Source organism: Chitinophaga silvatica (genome assembly GCF_003419895.1).
In the GTDB taxonomy this organism is placed as follows: domain Bacteria; phylum Bacteroidota; class Bacteroidia; order Chitinophagales; family Chitinophagaceae; genus Chitinophaga; species Chitinophaga silvatica.
On record NZ_QPMM01000010.1, the window covers coordinates 428,596 to 449,664 of the forward strand.

The window sequence follows — 21,069 nt, forward strand, 5'->3', positions numbered from 1 at the left end:
TTTTATTTAGGTAATTTTAGTAACGCGAAAATACTACTTCGGTTATAGTGCAGGCTTATCCCTGAATCAAGGAAAATATCTTTACAGAAACCCTCATAAATACTGAAAGCTATATGACATAAACAGTGTTGTCCACGTAACACTCATTTTCTCACTTTTATTGTTCCATGTTATGCAAACATCAACGTATCCGCGCGCTGATCAACGCCGCACGCCTTTACTATACGTATTGGCATTCATTGTATTGCTATTGGGCAGCATTGAAAAGGGTATTGCAAGGCCCTTTCAATCGGCCCCCGTTAGTGGCACTGTTAGAAATGAAAAAAATGATCCTCTGATTGGAGTATCTGTCAAGGTATCGGGGAGTAATACCGGTACTGTTACAAATCAAAACGGAGCTTTCCAACTATCTGCTCCCAACGGAGCTATACTGGTATTTACCTATGTAGGCTATGAACAACTAACACACGTAGTTTCAAGCAATTCACCTATTAACATTACGCTGAAAGAAAGTGCAAGTGGACTCAATGAAGTAGTAGTTGTTGGGTACGGTGTGCAGAAGAAAACTTCTTCCACCGCCGCAGTAGCCGCCATACAGGGTAAAGAACTGGCTAAATCGCCGGTTGCCAATATTTCCAATGCCCTGGCAGGAAATATTTCAGGGGTAAGCATGCGCCCCAATGGCGGTCAGCCAGGCAAAGACAATCCGGATATTCATATCCGTGGTATTGCCACAACCGGTAATAATTCACCGTTAATAGTAGTAGACGGAATTATCAGAAATAATATCAACGATATTCCTTCTGATGCCATTGCAACAGTTACAATCCTGAAAGATGCTGCTGCTGTAGCACCATACGGATTAGGCGGAGCAAATGGCGTAATTCTTATCACTACCAAAAAAGGACAATCCGGCGTTCCGCAGCTGAGTTTCAGCACCTACTATGGAATTCAATCGCCTACCTACTACCCTCGTATGCTTAATGCGCAAGACTATATGCGTTTACGTAATGAAGCATATCTGAATGAAAATCCATCCGGTACAAATCTACCATTCGCAAAAGACCTGATAGATAATTACCTGACCAAAAATGCAGAAGATCCTGACAAATACCCTGTCAGCAATACCAAAGACCTGGTGCAAATGCATGCACCCATGCAAAACTATAGCATGCAGCTTAGCGGTGGCAATAAAAATGTCAGGTATTATGCCGGCTTAGGTTACCTCAAACAAAGTGGGATGTTTGATCCGGTAAACTACCAAAGATATAACTACAACGTAAATCTCGATATTAGCGCCACTCCAACTACCAATGTTGCAGTATCATTATTAGGTGCAATTAATAAAACCAATAGTGTAGATGCTGCCACCTCTCCAGGTCAGTTGTTTAGAAGCGCCTACAAACTCATTCCTATTACTAACCTGTATTATAGCAATGGATTATGGGGAGAATTTGCAGGTAATACACCAGTAGGTATCCTCAATGCCGGTTACTCTCATCGTACAGATAATAACCTGCTAACCACCCTCAGTATAGAACAGCAGTTGCCTTTCATCAAAGGTTTAAGCATAAAAGGATCGTTCAGCTACGACCCTAATGAAGCAACCGTTAAAGGATGGCATACTCCATTTTATTTTTATTCTATCAACACAACTACTACTCCATATACCTTCACCAAACAAATTTCTACATCTGAAGGAGGAGCAGCTACCTACACCTGGCTAAGCCAGGAATATGCTAAACGCCAGTACTTAACCTACCAGGGCTATATCAATTACCACAATACCTTCGGTGACCATGATATTTCTGCTTTAGTAGTGGCTGAAGCCAGAACAACCGATTCTACAGGCTTTTCGGCGAGGCGCAACAACTTTGCAGTGAATATAGACGAACTGGGAATGGGTAGTTCCAATAAGAACGATTTCGATAATAATGGATCTACTGTTACCGGTAGTCAAATGGGCTTTGTATATAGATTTGGTTACATCTTCCGTAATAAATACCTGTTTGAAGCAGCAGGTAGGTACGATGGCCACTATTACTTTGCACCGGGTAAAAGATGGGGTTACTTCCCTGCTTTTTCTGCCGGCTGGGTAATTTCAGAAGAGCCATTCATGAAAGATCATAGCACCGCTTTAAATTACCTGAAACTCAGAGGCTCCTGGGGTAAGTCAGGAAACCTTGCCGGTGCCGCATTTCAATACCTGAATGGTTACAACTTGTATGGTAACGCCTATGCATATGGTAATGGATCTATGGTGCAAGGGTCTAATATTACAAGAGAAGCTAATCCCAATATCACCTGGGAGATTTCTACTAAAACAGATGTGGGTATCGATTTAGCGCTCTGGAAAGGGTTGCTCAACATCTCTGCCGATTATTTCCATGAGCGCAGAACAGGGATGTTATTACCTCCGGCTGTAACCGTACCAATTGAGTATGGAGTGGGCCTGTCGGACGAAAACCAGGGGATTATGGAGAATAATGGAATCGAGTTTTCTACCGGTACACAACATCAATTCAGCAATGGATTAAAGATTGGTTTAAATGGCAATTTCAGCTATGCCAAAAACAAAATGGTGCAGGTGTTTGAAACTGCTGCTACCAGAAATAATCCTAATCGTAGTAGAACCGGCAGACCAATGGGCACTCCGTTTGGCTATCATGCTTTAGGTTTATTTACCACTGCCGATGATAAAAATGGGGATGGCATCATCGATGCGCAGGATGGGTATAACGTAACTCAGTTTGGTACGCTGCACCCGGGCGATATCAAATATGCAGATATCAGCGGTCCGGAAGGCAAACCTGATGGAAAAATAGATGCTTACGACGAGGTAGCAATTGGTAATCCTGTGTATCCATTCATCACCTATGGTTTTACTCCTACTGCTGCCTGGAAAGGATTTGATCTGAGCCTCTTCTTTCAGGGATCGGCTATGGCGGGTTTAACAATCCGTGGTTTTCAAACCATTCCATTCAATAATAATAACAGCAACTCTGCTTACGAATACTTCGATAACAGATGGACACCAGACCATCAAGATTCCAAGTATCCGAGAGCTAACCAGTCGCCCTATGCGAATAACACGCAGAACAGCGATTTCTGGGTAATGAAAACAGGATATTTAAGATTAAAGACTATCGTATTTGGTTACACGCTGCCGGCAAGAGTACTGAAAGCAATCCGCGCACAGCAGCTCAGGGTTTATTTCTCAGGTCAGAATCTGCTCACCTTCAGTAAGTTGAAATTCATGGATCCTGAAGTGGGGTATACCGATCTTGAAACCGCCTACCCTAACCAACGCAATCTCACATTTGGTCTTAATCTTACATTTTAATCTTAGTACTATGACGCGCATTACATATATACTTTCAGGATTACTAGTATGCTTATGCCTGGCCTGCAATAAAGAATTCCTGGAAAACACAAATAAAAGTAAGCTCACCGACGATACGCAGTGGGCTACCGAAGGCAATGCCGATTTGTTTTTGAATGATATCTACAATGGATTGCCCAACTATTGGAACCAGCCCGAAAACTTAGATAACTTCACCGATGATAATGATGCCGGTTTCTATTACACTTCCTATAACTGGAAACAGGGCATTGTTTCTCCTGCCTCCAGCGACTACACAGTTTGGGGAGGCATCACAGGCTCAGGTGACCTTACCAACTGGCCAACCACATTCACAAACATACGGAAGTGCAATACTTTCCTGGCAGCCATAGCCAAGTACTCCGGCAATTTCTCAGAAACCTGGAGAAATAAACGTATAGATGAAGCCCGTTTCCTTCGTGCATTTTTCTATAGTGAATTATGGCAGCATGTAGGTGGCTTACCCATCATTACAGAGCCAATGGATAGAAGAACTAACGATAGTGCTGATATCTATAAAGCAAGAAACACTTTTGCTGAAACTTATGATTTCATCACCTCCGAACTCGATGCAGTTGTAAAAGGAGCACATCTTAGCGTTAAATACAATCACGGCGATGCAGATGCAGGCAGGGCTACCCTCGGTGCTGCACTCACTGTAAAAGGATGGGTAGAACTCTATGCTGCAAGTCCGGCTTTCAATGCCGCTGAACCTGCAGCGGGGCCTGATCCTAATAAAGTGGCCGGCTTCAATAATTATGATGCATCACGCTGGGCTAAAGCAGCAGCATCTTTCAAACTATTTTTAGATAACTATGGTAACGGTAAAGCATATGAACTGTTCCCCAGTCTTGCCAGCCTATGGTATGAAGCCAATGAATACAATTCCGAAGTAGTTTGGGACAGGCAGGTAGTCGCCAATATCATGGGATCATCATTTGAGCAATATGGTGGCCCTGTATGGATTTTAGGTGCCTACTATACCTGGGGCAACTACGATCCTACTCAGGAATTAGTAGACCAGTTTGAAATGGCAAATGGTAAACGCATCACAGATCCAACCTCCGGCTACAATCCGCAAGACCCTTACAAAAACAGAGAAAAAAGATTCTACGATTGGATTGTTTACGATGGCGCTCCATATAAAATGGATTGGATGGATAGAACAGACACCATCTACACCCGTATCGATAAAGTAAAGCCATCCAAGAACCAGATAGATTTTGGAACCGATGATGTAAGCAACACCGGATACTACTTCAAGAAAAAATTGAATCCTCTCGTTCGCCCGGGCGGTGGTGCAGTAAGTGGAGCCAATTATGTTTACTTCAGGTATGTAGAAGTATTATTGGGTTACGCCGAAGCACAAAACGAAGTAGCCGGGCCAGATGGAAGTGTTTATGCTGCAATGCATACTGTAAGGGCTCGGGCAGGATTACCAGATTTACCAGCAGGATTATCGAAAGACGATATGCGTGAAGCAATCTTGCACGAAAGAAGAGTAGAACTCTGTTTTGAGCAAAAGCGGTTCTATGATATCATCAGGCACAAATTTGCCAATACCGTTATGAATGTTGATAAACATGGAATGATGATCACTAACACGGTACCTTCTGATAATAGCGGAGTTTGGAAGTACGAAGCGATTCCATTAAATCACCCGGCAACATTTCATCAGTATATGTATTTGAATCCTATACCACAGGATGTAATAGATAGAAATCCGAAGATTGTGAAGAATCCGGGGTATTAGCTCGTAAACTCGCTTATTGCTCGCAAAGAAGCATAAGATTAATATTAAGAGGCAAGGATTGAAACGAATTTTTTTTAAGGACTTTTTATTAGTTTCTATTATAATTAAAACTAATCGGTAGCCTTTAATAATATTCGTTTCAATCCTTGCCTCTTAATATTAATCTTATGCTTCTTTGCGAGAAACAAGCGAGCTCGCGAGCTACAACTCTCTAATCCAAATATTTCTGAAACTCAGTGGCTCGCTTTTATCGCCATGTGATTGCAGTTTGATTGGGCTGGCGCCATGTGCCTGGCGATAAGCTGCTTGTCCGATATATTGGGTTGGGCCTTTCAGCTCAGTGTTATTTTGAACGAGTACGCCGTTGAAGAGCACAGTAACTCTTGCTGGTTTTTCAACAGCACCATCGGCTGCGAAAACCGGGGCTGTCCAGATTACGTCGTAGGTTTGCCATTCGCCTGGTTTGTTGGTTGGATTTGCCAGGGGAACTGTTTGTTTATAGATGCTGGCAGCCTGACCGTTGGTGTAGGTTTTATTGTCGTATGAATCCAGGATCTGGAGTTCATAGCCTGCATCGCCTTTACCAATGGAAGCCAGGAATAATCCGCTGTTACCGCGACCCTGACCTGTTCCGGTGATATTTGCAGGCACTCTCCACTCGATGTGTAACTGGTAGTTGTTGAAGCTACGTTTGGTTTCGATGTTGCCATACTTTTTATCTACCGTTAGCAGCCCGTCTTTTACGGTCCATTTAGCTTGAGTGTTGCGGTCGTCGGTCATTACCCACTCATTCAGGTTGCTGCCGTCAAATAAAACGATTGCATCTGAAGGTGCTTCGCCGCACTTTTTACCGGCTTTTACAACCGGAGGAACCGGAGTATATACTTCAGTATCTTCTGGCTTAGGTTTATCCTGTGCGGAAACCGACAGAACGCCCCCGGCTAAGAGCATAGTAACTAGGAATTTTCTTTTCATAATCTGTTTTTAACTGGAAATAATCCCCTATGGCGGGTGATGACACAATAATATATAAAATACTATAGTCACGCAAGCACTTTTGTATTAATGGTGGTAACATACAGTTAACACTAAAATTTATTCTTTGTACTCAGAATTAAGGTCTGAGAAAATGAAAAGGATATTACTGATACTGCTATGCCTCTCCGGTGTTCTCTTTGCAGGAGCCACCACACCTGAACTTATAACTATAGTAAATCCCTCTCCGGATACGGCTTTCCTGGCATTACGCCAGCAGCACGACCAGGCCATTGCCCGCCAGGATATGCTCACTGCCGGCAAATGCCTGCAGGAAATGGGGAAGATTTGCTACACTTTAGGTCACTACTCCAAGTCATTGGAGTACTACCAACAGGCAATGAGCGTGTTTGAAGAGGTGAGAGACAGAAATGCACAAGGGAGGTTATTAAACGATATAGGCCAGTTATACTACCGCAATATCAATAAAGCTGCCGCTAAAAAGGAATTCGATAAAGCACTGTATTACTTCGAGCAAGGCAAAAATTCGACGGGTGTGGCAGAAACCTATGGCTATATAGGTCACTATTATGAAAAACAACAGCAATATGATAGTGCGTTGTTCTTCCAACAAAAGGCATTAGACCTCTATCAACATCTCAACGATACAACCGGTATAGCAAGGATTTACGAAAACCTGGGCACCATACATGAAGATTTATCGCACTATGATACGGCGTTGGTTTATTTTAATAAAGCATATAGTTTGTATGGTCCATATACCTACGACGGACTGGAGGTAACTAATAATATAGGCGACATACTCCGGAAAACAGGAAAATACGCTGCCAGTATTTCCTGGTCCTTAAAAGCCCTGCAACTGGCATTGCAGTCGAACAATAAATACCAGGAAGGGGCTGCCTGTAAAGATCTGGCTAAAGCCTATAACCTGCTGGGCAGAAACGACAGCGCCTATTATTATATGGAATGGAGCCGCAAATGCCAGGCAGAAATCTATTCGGCCCAGAATAACCAGCAAATGAACTTCCTCCAGGCCTTATATGAAACCAATAAGAAAAATGATGAGATACTCCGGTTGGCAAATAGTCACCGTATGAATCGTATTATATATATAGCTATTGCCACTGTTGTTGCCCTGCTGATTGCCCTGGCACTTACCATCATCTCCCGGCAGAAGCTAAAAATTGGCCAGGCGCAAGCCCTTTCTGCCCAAAATGCAGCAATAAATAAAGTACAGAAGGATCAGTTAGAGCTCAAAAGCCGGCAATTAGCCAATCATACCCTCGATATTATTCAACGCAACCAGTTCCTGGAAGAGTTAAGGTATAGCCTTGCCCAGCTGGTGCAGGATGAAAAAAGAGATCAGAAAAAACAATTACAGCAACTGGTGGCCCGCATCAATCAGAATGTGAGTCATGAAAAACAATGGAAAGAATTTACAGATGTTTTTGAACAGGTACACCAGGTGTTCTTCGATAAATTAAATGCCCGCTTCGGAGATCTCACGAATAACGATATCAGGTTATTAGCCTTACATAAAATGAATATCGATTCAAAAGATATGGCAACGATCCTTGGAATTTCTCCCGATAGTTTAAGAGTCGCCAGGTATAGATTAAGGAAGAAATTAAACATTCCTGAAGGCGATACCCTCATCACTTTTGTTCAGGGCCTGTAGTGTTAACATTCAGGTAATATTACGCTAACATAATGGTAATGGAGGAGGATGTAACAACTAATAGATTGATAAACAATTACTTACAACGTGAATGTATATACTGATTACGCTTTGTTTACGGGCCTGTTAACGCTGTATACAATTTGCTTATGGTGGATTTTCTGTTTTCTTCCTTCCTCAAATGAGTTTTGCGCTACGGTTTGCAACCAACTCAAACTGTATCAAATTCATCTGACATGAGAACAATTCTAATCACCATTCTTTGTCTGTTTACCAGCCTTATAGCTGTTAAGGCTGATGGACTTAAAGGACACGTTTACGACCAACAGACAGGAGAACCCCTGGTTGGTGTAACCATCGTCCTGGATCAAACAAAATCGGTTGCCCTCTCGGGCCTCGATGGTTCCTTCGAATTTAAGAACCTGCAATCAGGTAAGATTGTACTGCTCATTTCACACCTGAGCTACAAACCATTACGCAGGGAAGTAGTAGTTGGGGAGAAAGATAATCCTCCTGTCAACATCTACCTCAGCGAGCGTAGTAGCAAAAGCCTGGGTGAAGTGGTAGTAGCTGGTGGCAATAAAGCCGCTTCAGAAAAAACTGCCAGAAAATTAGAACAACATGCACCTCAGGTACTAAACGTAATGTCGGGTGCCGCTATCGAAGTATCTCCGGATCTTACAGTGGCCAACGTTATTCAGCGTATCTCCGGTGTATCTATCGAACGTAGTAATAATGGCGACGGCCAGTATGCCATCCTGAGAGGTATGGACAAACGTTACAACTACACCCTTATCAATGGTGTAAAAATCCCTAGTCCGGATAACAAATACCGTTACATCCCGTTGGATATCTTCCCTTCCGACCTGTTAGACAGGCTGGAAGTCTACAAATCACTTACTCCAAATATGGAAGGTGATGCTGTAGGTGGAGTGGTAAACATGGTGATGAAAGATGCGCCGAATAAACTGGAAGTAAATGTAAACCTGGCAATGGGTTATAGCCAGATGCTGATGGATAAGGATTATCTGGGTTTCAATACCAGCGGCATTCAAAGTAAATCGCCTTACGAAATTCATGGTAAAGGATATGAAGCAGTAGCTTCCGACTTTGGAAAAGGCACCCAGGACTTCAAAACCAAGAACTTCACTCCCAACATGGTTGCCGGCTTATCGCTGGGCCAACGATTCTTTAATAATAAACTGGGAGTGTTGGTAGCCGGAAGTTATCAAAACAATTACAGAGGTACTACCAGCACATTCTACGACAACTCAGTAGTAGATACTGCCAAAACTGCTGTAATCACCGGAATCCAGAATCGTCAGTATAGCGAGCAACAACAACGCATGGGCTTACATAATAAAATCGATTATGTAATCAACGATAACAACAAGCTTACGCTTTATCAGGCCTACATGCAGCTGACCAGCTTCCAGACCAGAGATCAGATCAATACCAACGTTTCCAACGGGGATTACAAACCTGAATTGGGTAACGCGCAGATCTCCTACCAGAGAAGAGCACGTAAAACCAATCAGCAGATCTACAATGCTACCCTGCATGGCGATCATAAACTGATCCCTGGTGTATTAAAAGCACATTGGTCGGCCGCTTTGTCTTCTGCCCGGAATGAAGTACCAGACAATACCACCGTTGGTATGAATGGTATCAGGGAAAACTTTGTTGAAACTCCTACCAACGCTACCGAAAGCAACAGACGTTGGGAACGTAATACAGATAACGACGCTACCGGAAACTTAGATCTGACCTATACTGCCAACATCGCCGATACAAAAGTAGATTTCACGGCCGGTGGAATGTACAGAGATAAACAACGTAGTAACTTCTTCAACAACTATGTACTGCGCGTTGCTAAATCTCCATCTATCTATGGTAAAGATTTCAATGATTATACAGAGTTGAACTGGGATGTACAAAACGGAAAAGGTGCCGTAGCAAATGCGCTTACCTATAACGCTTCTGAAAAAATTTCTGCCGGTTATGGTATGTTTAAATTCAAGGCTAATATCTGGGAAGTAGTAGGTGGAGTACGTGTAGAACATACCAACCAGGGTTATGAAATGCTGTTCGCATTGGGAGAACCAAGACCGGTTAACTACCAGGTATATACAGATGTATTGCCTAGTCTGAGTATCAAATACGAATTCGCCAAACATCAGCAATTAAGAGGTTCTTATTTCCGTTCATTAAACCGCCCTGGTTTCTTTGAAATTGTTCCTGGTAAAATTGTACAGGAAGAATACCAGGAAAGAGGAAATCCAGACCTGAAACGCGCTATTGCCGATAACCTGGATTTACGTTATGAACTTTTCCCTAACCACAGCGATCAGTTGTTGGTAGGTATTTTCTACAAACGCATACAGGATCCTATCGAGCAAACAATTAAAGCAGATCCTACCCGTCCGCAGGATAAATATTATTCAGCCGGCAACTTTGGTACTGCAACCAACTACGGATTGGAGCTCGATTATATTAAGTTCTTCCACAAAATTGGTTTCAAAGCTAATTATACCTATACCCATTCCAGCATCACTACCGATAAAACCAGCAGAATCAGAGACAAAGACGGAAATATCCTGCCAATTATCGTTCAACAAACCAGGCCTTTATATGGCCAGTCTGAGCATATTGGTAATCTTTCTGTATTGTACAAGGATGTACGTACCGGTTGGGATGTTCAATTGGCAGCTGCTTATACCGGTCCTCGTATCTCTACTGTTTCACAATTTGTGGATAATGATTACTGGCAAAAAGGGTTTGTGCAGATGGATCTTTCTTTGGAGAAAAGATTTGGTAATCACTTCAGCGTTTATGCCAAAGCCAACAACCTGTTAAATACACCAGCTACCATTTTCATTAAAGGAGCGAATCCTGAAAATGCAGACGTAATAGGTCAGACCAGCAAAACTGAAACACTGATTAAAAAGGAATACTACAAACAAACCTATCTGTTAGGCGTTCGTTACAAACTTTAAACCTACTTAGCATGAAAACTAAATATTTATATCTCGTTATAGCCCTGGTGGCAACAGTTACATTTGGATGTAAAAAAGCAAATATAGATGTGGATACCACTCCCGATCCTACCAACACAGGATCATTACATGGCGAAGTATCCGGTATCTGGCCTAAAGGAAGTGTTCAGCGAGTGAGTGGAGACATTATTGTTCCTGAAGGCAAAACCCTGGTAATTGAAGAAGGAGTACTGGTGATCATGGATACCACAGCAAAGCCTGAAGTAATTGTTAAGGGCGACCTTTACTCTATGGGTACTGCAGAAAACCCTGTACGTTTTACCATTGAAGAAAACTATCGTAACGAAAGCAAAAAATTCGGTAAGCAATGGGGAGGTATCCTTGCAGCTCCTACCTGTAACGAATTGTTGCTCGATAATACCATCGTTGAATATGGTGGCGCCACTACTACTGAGTCGTCTACCTCTGTGAAAATGGGGCTTTACAAAGCAGTGAGCGGAGAAAATACACCGGCTATCTGGTTTAGTAATGTAAACGGTAAGTTAGTAGTTACCAACTCTATTTTCCGCAATTTCCAGGATGATTGTACTTATATTGAAGGAGGAAAAATCATTTTCTCTTACAATAAATTTTATACCACAGGTTTAACCGGTGGAGAAGGCATCAACATTAAATCGGGTTGCCTGGCCGATGTGTCCTATAACCTGTTTTTTGCCACCAATACCAATGCACTGAAATTATCAAATGCAGGTGATCGCGTGCCACAGGCACACGTGGTAGCATATAACAATACCATCGTTAATACAGGTTGGAGACGCCCAACTGTAAAAGGTGGTTCTGTATGGCTGGAAGCAACTGTATATGTAGAACTCTATAACAACCTTTTCGCTAATGCACGTTTTGGTATTAAGCGCGATACTAAGAAGCCGGAAGATAAACGTTCTGTTTTCAGTCATAACCTGTACTATGGATATGATCAGGCAACAGTAGATCAGTTTCAGCCGGTATCTGATATCGTTGGTGGTACCAATGATGTAATCGGGAAAAAAGCAGGAGATAATAATCCACTGTTTATGAGCTATCCGGTAAATAATGCTACCAGCAGCCCCGATTTCAATTCATCATGGGATTTCCGCCTGCAAGCTGGTTCACCTGCTCTGGGTGCCGGTACTACAGCATTTACCAGAAACTTCCCTAATGGTCTTGAAATCAAAGGTATTAATTATCCATCTCCGGCTCCAGCACCTTATATCGGTGCATTTGGCTCAAAATAACTCAGAGAATGAAATCTATCAATCTAATTATAAACACAGCAGTAGTATTACCGCTGCTGTGTTTTTCTTCCTGCGCATCAGGTAATAAAGCTTTAGCAGAAAAAGATTCAATTATACGTCCGGTTATCGTTACAGAACCTGTTAAATACGATGCAGATGATCCGGCAATCTGGATCAATCATGCTAATCCTGCAAACAGTCTGGTTATTGGTACCGATAAAGATGCAAAAGGCGCTTTATATGTATTTGATTTGAATGGAAAGATCAAACAAATTGTAGATGGCCTTCAGCGCCCCAATAATGTGGATGTTGCCTACGGGTTGATGCTCAACGGCAAGCCTACCGATTATGCGGTTACAACAGAACGTTATACGCATAAGCTACGTTTCTTTTCCTTACCGGATATGCAGCCTATAGACAATGGCGGCATCCCGGTTTTTGAAGGCGAAACAGAACCACAATACAGAGATGTAATGGGGATTGCAGTATATACCTCTAAAGAAGGTAAACAATATGCAATAGTAGGCAGAAAAACAGGGCCTACAACCGGTTCATATATCTGGCAATATTTATTGGAAGATGATGGCACCGGAAAAGTTAAAGCTACCTTGGTAAGAAAATTCGGTAAGTATAGCGGTAAAAAGGAAATTGAAGCAATTGCTGTGGATAACGAAGCCGGATACGTATATTACTCAGATGAACAATTCGGTGTAAGAAAGTACTCTGCCGACCCGGAAAAGGGTAATGAGGAACTTGCAGTATTTGGAAAAACAGGATTTTCTGAAGATCATGAGGGTATTTCCATCTATAAAGGCTCTAATATAGATGGATATATCCTGGTTTCTGACCAGGGCGCCAACAAATTCCATCTGTTCCGCAGAACAGGAGATCATGAACTGGTAAAAATTGTAAAGGTGGCCGCCACACACAGCGATGGTTCCGACCTGGTAAACATACCATTAAACGAAACCTTCAAACATGGCTTGTTTGTAGTGATGAGCGACGATAAAACCTTTCATTATTACAGGTGGGAAGATATAGCGCCAACAGAAAAGAAGTGATAATAACCTTTAAGCATATATGAGAGTTACGTTTATTGCAGCAGCATTGCTCCTGAGCATTGGCTCCCTGCAGGCCCAAACTGGTATAACGAAGCCCGATAATATTAAGCCAGCTCTAATCCGCGGGCCATATTTACAGGCAGCTACCAGCAACAGTATTGTAATACGCTGGCGTACCGATTCCTATACCAGGAGCCGCGTACAATATGGTACCGAACCAGGCAAGCTGGATCAGCAGGCTCAAAATGCAGACCTGGTAACAGAACATAAGATCAAAATAACAGATCTTAAACCCAATACCCGTTATTACTACAGTATTGGCGGTTACCAGTATGTATTACAAGGCGATGAAAACAACCGCTTTACTACCCTGCCGGTTTCAGGTACTACCGGTTTATTCCGCATTGCTGCACTGGGCGACTGTGGCAATAACTCCGTAAACCAACGCCAGGTAAAAGATCAGCTGATCAAATACCTTGGAAACAAGGAGCTGAATGCCTGGATCCTGCTTGGTGATAATGCCTACCCTAACGGTAAAGATGCTGAGTATCAAAGCAATTTCTTTAATGTGTATAAAGACGACCTGCTGAGATATTCTCCATTATTCCCGGCACCGGGCAACCACGATTACAGAGACAACGACATCTCTGCCAAATACAATGCAGAAACTCACCAAACCGCTTACTTCCAGAACTTCACCATGCCTACAGAAGGCGAAGCTGGTGGTTTAGCTTCTCATAATCCTGCTTTCTATTCTTTCGATGTAGGAAATGTTCACTTCCTGTCGTTAGATAGTTATGGGTTGGAAGATAATAGCACTCATATGTGGGATACCGCCGGTGCCCAGGCACAGTGGGTTCTGAACGATCTGGCAGCCAATAAAAACAAAGACTGGGTTGTAGCCTATTTCCATCACCCTCCCTATACCATGGGTTCTCACGATTCTGATGATGAAGATGATCTGATTGCAATCAGAGAAAACTTTATTCACCTCCTGGAACGCAATGGTGTTGATTTGGTAGTGAATGGACATAGCCACGTTTACGAAAGATCCCGCCTTATGCAAAACCACTTTGGTAAGGCAGCCACCTTCGATCCTAAAAAGAATAACCTGAGCCAGTCGACCGGTCGTTATGATGGTAAACCGCTTTCGGCTCCATATATCAAAGACAGTGCAAACACGCTTGGAACCGTTTACATCGTTAGTGGTTCTGCAGGTCAGTTAGGCGGTAAACATCCCGGATGGCCGCATAAAGCCATGTATTACTCAGATAACGAACATGGCGGCAGCTGTATCCTCGAAGCGCAGGAAAACAGATTGGATGTAAAATGGATCTGTGCCGACGGTGAAGTGCGTGATCAGTTTACTATGATGAAGAATGTAAACAAACATCACAACATCTACATTAAAAAGAATGAAACAGCCACGCTTACCGCTTCATTTGTAGGACAATACAAATGGGCCAAAAACGAGGCTACTACCAGAAGTATAAACGTAACACCAACAGCGGCTGTTACCAAATACACAGTTACAGACCCTTATAATAATCTTAAAGATACTTTCACAGTATATGTATCTAAGTAAGATTAAATACCTGGTCTGGCCTCTGTTTGCAGGTCTTGTTATTTTCTCCGTATGGGGATTTAAGCAGGCAAATAACAACAGAGGATTTACTCAGATGGTGACTGTATTTAAGGCAGGAGCTGCGGATTTCTCCGTAGCTTCTGCTGATTTATACCAGTCTATCTCAGACCTCGATAGTACTAAACCTGCCAGCCTGGAAGAAGCAAAAAAGCAGCTGATCAAAGCCAGGTTTAACTATAAGCGCATCGAGTGGTTTATGGACTATTTCTTCTTCACCAGCTCTCAGGCCTACAACAGACCAGCTAAAGCAGAAGTAGAAGAACCATTCATGGAATACCAGGATGCAAGAGGTATGCAGCAAATTGCAGTACTGTTGTTTGAAGAGCATCCATACAGAAACAAATCCGAACTCCTGGCACAGGCAGATCTGATCAGATCATCGGCCCAGGATCTCCCCTCCCTACTCTACGAATTTACGGCTACCGACGAGGAATTAATGGAAAGCATCCGCCTCGAACTGGTAAGGCTTTATACCGGCGGTATTACCGGCTATGATGCCCAGGAACTGAAAACCGGCATCAAAGAAACTGCAACCGCACTGGAAGTAATACAACAGGTATTAGCTCCCTGGACAGAGCAATTTCCCGAACTAAATTCATTGCTTAAATCTGCTGTTGCTTATTTACATGCCAACCCTGATTTTGAGCAATTCGACAGGCTCACTTTTCTCTCCGATTATGGCTTGCCGTTACAAGCAGCTTTTGGCAAGATGGTAAAGGAATTGAATTTAAACATCCATACCCGTAGTAAAATCAACTACGACGCCCCTCACCTCTTTAGTAAATCATTTTTTCAGCAAGAACCTTTCTTAGGTAAGAATATAACCAACGAGGCCGTACTGAAATTAGGACAAAAGTTGTTCTACGATGCTAACCTCTCTGGCAACCTACAACGTAGTTGCGCTACCTGTCACCAACCCGAAAAATATTTTACAGACGCACTACCTGTCAGTAAATCATTAGACCCGCGTAAGCCTATCAGGCGTAATGCACCTACTCTATATTATGCAGGCTTTCAGCATGCCCAATTTTGGGATGGCAGGGCCGGTAAACTGGTACAGCAAATTGAAACTGTAATCAGGAATCCTCAGGAAATGAATGCCGATCCGGCTATCGTTTTATCACGTTTAGAAAAGCAACCAGATTATGTGAATGCTTTTAAGAAAGCGTATGCAGATAGCAGTAGTCCACTTTCCCTCAATACCATGTACGATGCAATTGCCACTTACGTAGCTAGTCTTGCTCCTATGGAATCGGCAATGGATAGGTATTTTGAAGGCAACAAAACTGCTATGGATGCAGCACAGAAGCGAGGCTTCAACCTGTTTACGGGTAAGGGCCTATGTGCTACCTGTCATTTCGCTCCCCTCTTCAACGGTCTTATTCCTCCCTTCTATGAGCTTACAGAATATGAAGGTTTGGGTATGACGGCAACAGCTAATCTAAAGAAACCCATAGCAGATAAAGATGCCGGCAGGTATGGGTATTTCCCAATGCATTTTTACACCGGGGCATTTAAAACGCCTACAGTAAGGAATGCAGCAGTAACGGCTCCGTATATGCATAACGGTGCTTTCAATGATTTACATCAGCTGATGGAGTTTTATAACGCCGGTGGAGGGAATGGACTGGGATTGAATTTTCCTTATCAAACCTTATCAGCCACCCCATTAGGATTATCTGAAAATGAAATGCTGGATATTATAGCCTTTTTAGGCGCCTTAACCGACTCTCCTCCTACTAAGTAGAACTACTGAATTTTTATCTCCCCGGGAAACACTGACGAATATAACCCTTCCCCCTGCTAGTTTTGCATATAAATCTATTGTTCCCCCAACAAGCAAAATCATCAGGTATGAGAAAGAAATTTTTGACATGGAGCTTATTATGTACCTGCTTAATAATTGAAGCACAAACACCCATTAAAAGCAGGCTTACCGGAGTAGTGGAAGGAATTCCCAATGCTCCGGCAACCCTCGATGAGGCATATAAAATAGCGAAAATTAAAGGTCAGGGTACCCAACACGCTATCACTTTACCTCAGGGATTATATGAAGATGCTAAAAAGAAGATCGATAAAATCATTGGGCAGCTGGAAGCAAACAATACTAAAACACTTACTAAAGAAGAAGCGGCCGATGAAGCTGTAAAACGTGCTGCCTCCTCTAACTCGTTTGTGGCCGGAAGTTCCGAAATGCAGGAGGCAATGAAGGAGTTACAAATCAAACTACAGGACGAAAAATTTGCAGAAGAATTTGATGCCAAAAGCGACAAGGAAAAGGAGCTGTATCTTAAAAGCCTTGTAAAAAGCCACAACGTTAAAGGTAATCCGGGCACTATTGGTGCAGCTACGGGTAATGAAATCAGGGAGTTCAATGCATTGGCAAATGAAATAAATACCTGGAAACAATCTTTGATGACTAAGTTCTATAATAAGATTTTGCAGGAGGATGCGAAAGAACATAAAAGCATAGACGACAAGCAAAAGAAAGCATTGGATGCACTTCCGGTTATTACATCAGGAGAATATAGCGGCCCTGATCCGAAAAAAGAAAAACAGATCAACAACGAATTTTTTGAAGATCATGTTAAACTGGCAAAAGCGAAATTAGACACCACTGCTAAACTCTGGCAGAATTATAAGTCGGAATACTTAATTGGTTTTGCCAACTACGATACTAAACTGGCAGCGATAGATTACGGTTATAAGTACAATTTACCTGAATGGAGATCTGGTGTGGCAGGGCTACAGAAAGCATTATTAGAAATCGGGAACGACTTAATTTACTGCAATCAAAAACTAACGATCAATGCGGCATCATGGTACGTTAAATCGTTAGATCGATCTACAACCGGAACATTAAATAAGACTCAGACCTTGGCATTGTTATACGTTTCTTTCTAATAAACAGTCAGATTTTCATCGTAAAACATGAATCATGATAAGGCAGGTATCTACCTGCCTTTATTTTTTACCTACTTAGCTTTTAAAACCACAGCTTTCTGTTGCACATAATAACGGCCGTTATGCACATATTTTTGCTGGAAAGAAAAACTACCTTTCTTTTTGCCTTTGATCAATGCCTGCAGTTCCTCCGGTAAATATTCTTTATCCTCCTCCGTATAATTGCCTGAAACATTGAAAACAAGATCTCTAAACTGCTTTTTATCGCCAGTTGCTTCTACGGTATACGACCATTCCCCTTCCGGATCATTTACCTTCCTGATATACGGAGCAGCCATCACTTTCTTGTAAGTACCGTAGATCCCGGCAATCAGATAACCGATAGCATAATAAGCGCCGCCTGCACCACCGTTGATATGCTCTAACAGGAAAGCCCATTGATCATCTCCAATCTGTACAGGTTTGGGAGTTGGAGCCTGAGAGAAGGAACCATAACCACCAATGGCCGGTGTAAACATTCTTAGCTTCCAACCATTATCAGTTAATATAAACTTCGCCATACCTAATACTCCACCCTGAAATCTCACCATTTGGAGCCCATCTGCATCGAAAGGGGAATGATTAAAACTGATTACTTTATATGCCGTTCCATTAGCATCCGTGAAATCCATTTCATTAATCAGGCGGGTAGCCACTCCTTCTTTAAAAGGGAAAATTGCATTTTCAGGATCTCCGTTTTCGTCAACATACGGAACAGCCTTGCAGCTGGGGCAAGTCCAGTTTATTACTATCTTTTTATCTTTTCGGAATATTTTACCGGGGAACAATTGCACCAATGCTTTTTCTGCGTTGAAAGTGCCTGCATATAAAAGGGTTCTGTTACCTAGGATAGTATCCTTTACAGGCTTGGTTGTCATTTCAACATCTTCCTGAGCAAATACATTGAAAGTGAGTAATAGGAATAAAAGGCTTAAAAAACAATTCTTCATTTAGCAAAATTTGCCACCAAATTAAGAAGAATATTGATTTATGAGGAGATAGCCCTGAGGAACCACGTCATCTGCATGTCCTAAACTCAACATCCTCGCTATCTCCTCATCAATCGTAATTAATGTGGTCTTTCCAGCAATTCGAAGAACTGATCCAATTCCGGTTGAATTACGATTCTGGTTCTTCTGTTTCTGGCCCTGCCTTCGTCTGTATCATTAGAGGCAATCGGCACATATTGTCCTCTACCTGCAGCGGTCATCCTGGCTGGAGGAATACCATAATCATTCTGCAGAATTCTTACAACGGAAGTAGCACGTTTAACACTCAGATCCCAGTTATCGACCAGCAAACCTCTTGAAAACGGAACCGGATCTGTATGTCCTTCTACCATAAATTGTATAGAAGGCTGATTTTTCAGCACCTTCGCCACTTTACCTAATATTTCCCTCGCTCTTTCTGTTACTTCATAGCGACCGGTATTGAAAAGCAGTTTATCAGAAATATCTATATATACCACTCCTTTATCAATCTTAATATTAATATCCTTATCATCCAGATTGCCAATTGCACCTTTCAGATTCATTACCAGCGCCATATTCAAAGAATCCTTACGGGCAATACTACCATTCAGTTCACGTATATACGCCAACGATTTCTGAATACTCTCGGCCTGTGTATTAGAGATCACAGAAAGATTTTTCAGCTGGTTGAGCATCTGGTCGTTAGTACCCTGCTGCTGTTTTAATTGGTTGTTTAACGATTCTATCTGAGCTGCAGCCAGTTTCTCGTTGTTTTCCGAATTCAACTTCAGCCTGTCATATGCGGCCGATTTAGCACTTAAAGCACTGTCACACCGCGCGTTTTCGGCCTGTGACCTTCTCAACTCTTTGGGGGCTGAACAGGAAGCGATAATAAATACGCAGGCTATTCCCGTCCACAATGCAATCTTTTTCATATTTATTCTGCTTTTGGCAAAGGTATCTTCAACAACCGGACCCAAAAATGACCAGGATCAGCCCTTACCTGATTCTGATCATTATTTCTTTACTTTGTTATAGAAAGGATATTATAAATATGGCTAACACTAAGTTGGAGCTAAGAACAGTGCAGGTGATCCGCTATGTTACCCCTCTGAGGGAAGGTGGCTCACTGCCCGCTATAGCAGAAGCAGACGACGGTTTCTTATATGCCTTAAAGTTCAGAGGTGCCGGTCAGGGTATTAAAGCCCTGATTGCAGAGCTGATAGGTGGAGAAATTGCCAGAACATTAGGCTTAAAAATACCAGAACTGGTATTTGCAGAAATAGATACAGCATTCGGGCGCACAGAGCCCGATGAAGAAATCCAGGACCTGCTTAAAAAAAGTGTAGGGCTCAACCTGGCATTACATTACTTGTCAGGCGCTACTACCTACGATCCTGCAGTGACCACTATTGCCCCTACACTGGCCTCAGAAATTGTATGGTTCGATTGTTTGTTGACGAATGTTGACAGAACAGCCAGAAATACCAACATGCTGATGTGGAGAAATGAATTGTGGTTGATAGATCACGGAGCGTCGTTATACTTCCATCATTCGTGGCAGAATTGGCAGGAACAGTCGGTTCGTCCGTTTATGCAGGTAAAGGATCACGTATTATTACCTCAGGCAGCAGAATTGGAAAAAGTAGATGCCGCTTTCAGATTACTCCTAACTCCCGAACGCATCAGAGCAGTAGTGGATCAGATTCCGGAAGAATGGCTGATTAGTGAAACAGGCTTGGAAACAGCAACAGAACGTAGAGATATTTATTTTGAATTCCTGCAAAACAGGATTCAGCACTCAGAAATTTTCGTAAAAGAAGCAATACATGCCAGACAAGCACTTATATGAGTACGCCGTAATACGCGTTGTTCCCAGGGTTGAGCGGGAAGAGTTTATAAATGTTGGTGTTGTGCTCTTTTGCAAACAACAGAAATATTTAAAAGCGCTTTTTTCCCTGAATGCAGATAAACTTAAATCGATTTCTCCCGAATCGGATGTCGCAACTATTCAACCCTACCTGGATGCTTTTGTTGCCATCAGCAATGGGAAATCGCCCTGCGGCCCCATCGGGCAACTAGACCCTGCCAGCCGTTTCCGCTGGCTAACAGCTACCCGCAGCAGCATCATTCAGACCTCCAAAGTACATCCCGGATTTAGCAACGATTTAGACAAGACACTGGAACGGCTACACGAACAATTGGTGATGTAGTTATCACATATTATTTAGTTAAGGGAAATGATACTTATGAATATTGATTTCTTACTGAAGGATTAATTTCATTTACCGTAGGCTGGGCAGGGTATTACAATAAGAGAAATGAGGTCTGGTTTTACTGACTTTTTCTGATTGGTAAATTTCTTTTACC

14 protein-coding genes are annotated in these 21,069 nt (G+C 42.4%); 11 read left to right on the forward strand and 3 right to left on the reverse strand.

Annotation, left to right across the window (positions count from 1 at the left end; all coding sequences use genetic code 11):
* Positions 1-172 precede the first annotated feature (172 nt).
* Both DVR12_RS19500 and DVR12_RS19505 read left to right on the forward strand, forming a co-directional pair.
* The gene (locus DVR12_RS19500; RefSeq protein WP_116977463.1) at positions 173-3,343 is read left to right on the forward strand and encodes a SusC/RagA family TonB-linked outer membrane protein; all 3,171 of its coding nucleotides are present in this window, start codon (positions 173-175) and stop codon (positions 3,341-3,343) included.
* 10 nt (positions 3,344-3,353) lie between these two features.
* A complete protein-coding gene (locus DVR12_RS19505) occupies positions 3,354-5,135 on the forward strand; it encodes a RagB/SusD family nutrient uptake outer membrane protein (protein WP_116977464.1) in 1,782 nt (593 codons plus the stop codon).
* Positions 5,136-5,336: 201 nt separating this feature from the next.
* Here DVR12_RS19505 and DVR12_RS19510 read toward each other — a convergent pair whose 3' ends face one another.
* Complete coding sequence (locus DVR12_RS19510) at positions 5,337-6,110, reverse strand: 3-keto-disaccharide hydrolase (protein WP_116977465.1); 774 nt, start codon at positions 6,108-6,110, stop codon at positions 5,337-5,339.
* A 154-nt stretch (positions 6,111-6,264) separates the two neighbouring features.
* Between DVR12_RS19510 and DVR12_RS19515 the strand changes: the two genes are divergently transcribed.
* From DVR12_RS19515 to DVR12_RS19545, 7 genes are all read left to right on the forward strand, one after another.
* A complete protein-coding gene (locus DVR12_RS19515) occupies positions 6,265-7,809 on the forward strand; it encodes a tetratricopeptide repeat protein (protein WP_116977466.1) in 1,545 nt (514 codons plus the stop codon).
* Positions 7,810-8,045: 236 nt separating this feature from the next.
* On the forward strand, positions 8,046-10,805 hold the full coding sequence (locus tag DVR12_RS19520; protein ID WP_116977467.1) for a TonB-dependent receptor: 2,760 nt from the start codon (positions 8,046-8,048) through the stop codon (positions 10,803-10,805).
* Positions 10,806-10,816: 11 nt separating this feature from the next.
* Complete coding sequence (locus DVR12_RS19525; protein ID WP_116977468.1) at positions 10,817-12,079, forward strand: right-handed parallel beta-helix repeat-containing protein; 1,263 nt, start codon at positions 10,817-10,819, stop codon at positions 12,077-12,079.
* A gap of 8 nt (positions 12,080-12,087) precedes the next feature.
* Positions 12,088-13,140, forward strand: coding sequence for a phytase (locus tag DVR12_RS19530; protein ID WP_116977469.1), 1,053 nt, complete (start codon positions 12,088-12,090; stop codon positions 13,138-13,140).
* A 19-nt stretch (positions 13,141-13,159) separates the two neighbouring features.
* Entirely contained in the window at positions 13,160-14,725 is a 1,566-nt protein-coding gene (locus DVR12_RS19535) for a purple acid phosphatase family protein (protein ID WP_116977470.1), read from the forward strand.
* Positions 14,712-16,532 (forward strand): cytochrome-c peroxidase, encoded by a 1,821-nt coding sequence (locus DVR12_RS19540; RefSeq protein WP_116977471.1) that lies wholly within the window; start codon positions 14,712-14,714, stop codon positions 16,530-16,532. The genes DVR12_RS19535 and DVR12_RS19540 overlap by 14 nt, the downstream gene beginning before the upstream one ends.
* Positions 16,533-16,639: 107 nt before the next feature.
* The gene (locus tag DVR12_RS19545) at positions 16,640-17,689 is read left to right on the forward strand and encodes a hypothetical protein (RefSeq protein ID WP_116977472.1); all 1,050 of its coding nucleotides are present in this window, start codon (positions 16,640-16,642) and stop codon (positions 17,687-17,689) included.
* A 71-nt stretch (positions 17,690-17,760) separates the two neighbouring features.
* Here DVR12_RS19545 and DVR12_RS19550 read toward each other — a convergent pair whose 3' ends face one another.
* Together DVR12_RS19550 and DVR12_RS19555 are read right to left on the reverse strand one after the other, a co-directional pair.
* Positions 17,761-18,678, reverse strand: a complete 918-nt coding sequence (locus DVR12_RS19550) for a hypothetical protein (protein WP_116977473.1) — start codon at positions 18,676-18,678, stop codon at positions 17,761-17,763.
* A gap of 119 nt (positions 18,679-18,797) precedes the next feature.
* Positions 18,798-19,634 (reverse strand): OmpA/MotB family protein, encoded by an 837-nt coding sequence (locus tag DVR12_RS19555; RefSeq protein WP_116977491.1) that lies wholly within the window; start codon positions 19,632-19,634, stop codon positions 18,798-18,800.
* Positions 19,635-19,681: 47 nt separating this feature from the next.
* Between DVR12_RS19555 and DVR12_RS19560 the strand changes: the two genes are divergently transcribed.
* Together DVR12_RS19560 and DVR12_RS19565 are read left to right on the forward strand one after the other, a co-directional pair.
* Positions 19,682-20,551: a HipA family kinase gene (locus tag DVR12_RS19560; RefSeq protein ID WP_233522429.1), complete on the forward strand. Its 870-nt coding sequence runs from the start codon at positions 19,682-19,684 to the stop codon at positions 20,549-20,551.
* Positions 20,529-20,912 (forward strand): DUF3037 domain-containing protein, encoded by a 384-nt coding sequence (locus DVR12_RS19565; protein WP_116977474.1) that lies wholly within the window; start codon positions 20,529-20,531, stop codon positions 20,910-20,912. Before DVR12_RS19560 ends, DVR12_RS19565 begins: the two co-directional genes overlap by 23 nt.
* Positions 20,913-21,069 lie beyond the last annotated feature (157 nt).

Bases quoted from the DNA above. Each gene is read 5' to 3' on its own strand.
- DVR12_RS19500 (WP_116977463.1), top strand. From the start codon at position 173: ATGCAAACATCAACGTATCCGCGCGCTGATCAACGCCGCACGCCTTTA.
- DVR12_RS19505 (WP_116977464.1), top strand. From the start codon at position 3,354: ATGACGCGCATTACATATATACTTTCAGGATTACTAGTATGCTTATGC.
- DVR12_RS19510 (WP_116977465.1), bottom strand. From the start codon at position 6,110: ATGAAAAGAAAATTCCTAGTTACTATGCTCTTAGCCGGGGGCGTTCTG.
- DVR12_RS19515 (WP_116977466.1), top strand. From the start codon at position 6,265: ATGAAAAGGATATTACTGATACTGCTATGCCTCTCCGGTGTTCTCTTT.
- DVR12_RS19520 (WP_116977467.1), top strand. From the start codon at position 8,046: ATGAGAACAATTCTAATCACCATTCTTTGTCTGTTTACCAGCCTTATA.
- DVR12_RS19525 (WP_116977468.1), top strand. From the start codon at position 10,817: ATGAAAACTAAATATTTATATCTCGTTATAGCCCTGGTGGCAACAGTT.
- DVR12_RS19530 (WP_116977469.1), top strand. From the start codon at position 12,088: ATGAAATCTATCAATCTAATTATAAACACAGCAGTAGTATTACCGCTG.
- DVR12_RS19535 (WP_116977470.1), top strand. From the start codon at position 13,160: ATGAGAGTTACGTTTATTGCAGCAGCATTGCTCCTGAGCATTGGCTCC.
- DVR12_RS19540 (WP_116977471.1), top strand. From the start codon at position 14,712: ATGTATCTAAGTAAGATTAAATACCTGGTCTGGCCTCTGTTTGCAGGT.
- DVR12_RS19545 (WP_116977472.1), top strand. From the start codon at position 16,640: ATGAGAAAGAAATTTTTGACATGGAGCTTATTATGTACCTGCTTAATA.
- DVR12_RS19550 (WP_116977473.1), bottom strand. From the start codon at position 18,678: ATGAAGAATTGTTTTTTAAGCCTTTTATTCCTATTACTCACTTTCAAT.
- DVR12_RS19555 (WP_116977491.1), bottom strand. From the start codon at position 19,634: ATGAAAAAGATTGCATTGTGGACGGGAATAGCCTGCGTATTTATTATC.
- DVR12_RS19560 (WP_233522429.1), top strand. From the start codon at position 19,682: ATGACCAGGATCAGCCCTTACCTGATTCTGATCATTATTTCTTTACTT.
- DVR12_RS19565 (WP_116977474.1), top strand. From the start codon at position 20,529: ATGCCAGACAAGCACTTATATGAGTACGCCGTAATACGCGTTGTTCCC.